The following is a 2,585-nucleotide window of genomic DNA, read 5'->3' as shown; positions in this document are numbered from 1 at the left end:
ACGCTTTAATACTGATTTTGTTGTAAAGGTTCCTCTGTGCATTTCAAGATAAAGCTCTCCATCCCATGTTTCGAGCTTATTATTGCCTTCAAGATTTCTATGAAGAAACTCATGTGCTGTCATATGTTCAGTCTTGGGCATGACAGAAAGCTTATCAAAACGGTGCATAAGCTCTATCATCTCTTCTGTGGCACCGCTACCTCCATCACCATATCCGAACATGCTAAGGGTTTGGCCTCCTGATTCCTTGTCCTGATAGGCATTCCAGTTCTCCATGATCTGACTTGGCATATTCCAGGTTATAAAGTGTGTAGGAGGAACACTGGCATATACTGAAGTTCCATCTATTCCCTTCCACATAAAGTTATTATGAGGAAATCTGTTTGTGTCATTCCAAGTAGACATCTTGTTGGATACAAAAAACTCTACTCCGCTTTTTTTGAGTATCTGGGGAAGAATCCAGCTGTTTCCAAATACATCAGGAAGCCATGCATTATCTGCAGTAATACCAAACTCTTTTCTATAAAATTTCTGTCCATAAAGGCACTGTCTTATAAGACTCTCTGCAGAAGGAATATTACAGTCCGGTTCTACATACATAGCTCCTATTGGCTCAAACTGTCCGCTTTTGATCTTTACCTTTAATTCTTCAAATAGTTCCGGATAATTATTCTTGAGAAGTTCATATACATAAGGCTGAGTATGTGCATATCTGAAATCAGGATACTTGTCCATAAGTCTCATCTGTATGAGTACTGTTCTTGCATTCTTTTGTACTACGTGCATTCTGCGCCAGTAATATGCAATATCAAGATGTGAATGCCCTACAAGAGCAACATCTCCACTTGATTTAAAATCATCATTCTGATAAATATGCTCTTCTATATATTTAAGAGCATCAGCTACGCCTTCAAAGGTATCGAAATCGACAAGGTTAAGCGCCTCATTAAGTTCCTTATTAAGAAAAGATCTGTAATCTTCATCAAATTCTTCAGCTCCTGCTATATCAAGAAGAAGTGTCAGATCATAATAAAGATTCTGGACATCTTCATTAACTGTACATATATAAGCACCTTCAAATATCTGTCTGCAGCCTCGTGAATCCATGGCATCAGGATTACGCTCATCATCAGGCTTAGATCTGTTAAATCCTTCTATCTCAAATTCAAAGCTTCCATCCTTATTAACCCATCTGTTTAGTTCTATCCTGTCTCTGTTAGGATCGATACCTCCAGCATAGTGTCCGTTTATCTTTACTATCATTTCAGCTGCTGTATGCAAAAGAAGATATATCTCTTTACCCATAAGTTCTTTTGGAACCTGTCCTTTACCCTTTATAAAGGCTGTCCCATCCGGAGTAAAATATACGTCACCCTTTTTAAGCGGCCTGTAATCATTATCAAAGCGATATTCATTCTCGCTAAGCTGATGGGCATCACGAATATAAATATCAGTTATTTCAGATTTCTCGTCTATAATTGCCTTTTTAATCCAACCATATCTTAGAGCTGTCCACTCTTCAGGACGCATACTGCGTCTTACAACTTTTACAAATGCCATATTTAACCTCTCATTAGCACAAATATAATCATTATCAAATCCTATTATCAAGTTTCCCAAAAGAAAGGCTTTTTCCTGATAGCTTCAATTTCAACATCAGTATTCAGATCATCATGAATTTTGCCTTTTATCCAGTCGCAGCAGCGGTCCAAAATAAAGCATTTGGAACATTCCGCCCTGAAAAGGAGAGTAAGTTTATTATCTTCATAGGATATAAATTCTACCCATCCGCCATCACCTTGTATCATATTGGCCAATGTGTCTTTTACATATTCTTCCATACCTTAATCCTTTCCAAAAACATTCACTGTTTTCACATCTAACATTATGGTTTTGCCACTTCAATTACTCAAGGACACTTTCAAGTGTCTATGTGACATTTTTTACTAATTTAAGTCTCTTGCCACGCCTACGCCTTGCTTAGAGGTGTGGGCATCTCTTCTTTGATATAAAAAGGCCTCCAATAGTCAGCTTTAAGTTAACTATTGGAGGCTGTTAAACTCGCAAACGCTTCGCTTTTTGCTCGTTATAAAATCACTGCTGACGCAGTTCTACGGGTACGGGGCTTATATCCCCCACCCGAAATTTTCTTTTATACTCAAAAACCGGATTTATCTTAAACCTCAATTCCTGTTTTTTCTTTGATTACCGCTTTCATATGATCGCTTGTAACTTCAGGGCTTTTTGCAGGATTTTCTTTAAGCAGCATTACGAAATCATTTTCCTTAGTAAACTTCTCCCACTTTGGAAGTTCATAGCCTGCAGTATCTGTTCCGTTGGGATCTCCGGTCTTGATAAAATTGGTCCAGTAGGAACTAACCTGTCTTGCAAGGTCATAATGTTTTCCTGTAAAAGGTCTGTCACATCTTGAAAGAGAGTCGTAAGCAAACCACATCTCACTTCCGTGATATGATCCTATATTGTCATCGCCTGGGATATCTCCGTCGAATTCATACAGATATGCTGTCCTGTTCTGGCTATCCTGAATGTGCCCAAACATTCTTGTAGCAACGATTATTCCCGGT

2 protein-coding genes and 1 pseudogene are annotated in these 2,585 nt (G+C 38.4%); all 3 read right to left on the bottom strand.

Annotated elements, in window-relative coordinates:
• A pseudogene (locus tag K6G87_RS01205) lies at positions 1–1,560 on the bottom strand (alpha-mannosidase); the annotation flags it as partial.
• Between the two features lie 47 nt (positions 1,561–1,607).
• Positions 1,608–1,841 carry a NifU family protein gene (locus tag K6G87_RS01200; protein ID WP_296832755.1) on the bottom strand — a complete coding sequence of 78 codons (234 nt, stop codon included), beginning with the start codon at positions 1,839–1,841 and terminating at the stop codon, positions 1,608–1,610.
• A 335-nt stretch (positions 1,842–2,176) separates the two neighbouring features.
• Positions 2,177–2,585 (bottom strand): carboxylesterase family protein (locus K6G87_RS01195; RefSeq protein ID WP_296832752.1); only part of this gene is annotated, 409 nt, incomplete at its 5' end.

The sequence above is a fragment of the Butyrivibrio sp. genome, from assembly GCF_024699075.1.
This window is presented reverse-complemented; position numbering and strand designations above follow the sequence as displayed.

Excerpts from the sequence above, each read along its gene's own strand:
- K6G87_RS01200 (WP_296832755.1), bottom strand. The coding sequence starts at position 1,841 with ATGGAAGAATATGTAAAAGACACATTGGCCAATATGATACAAGGTGAT.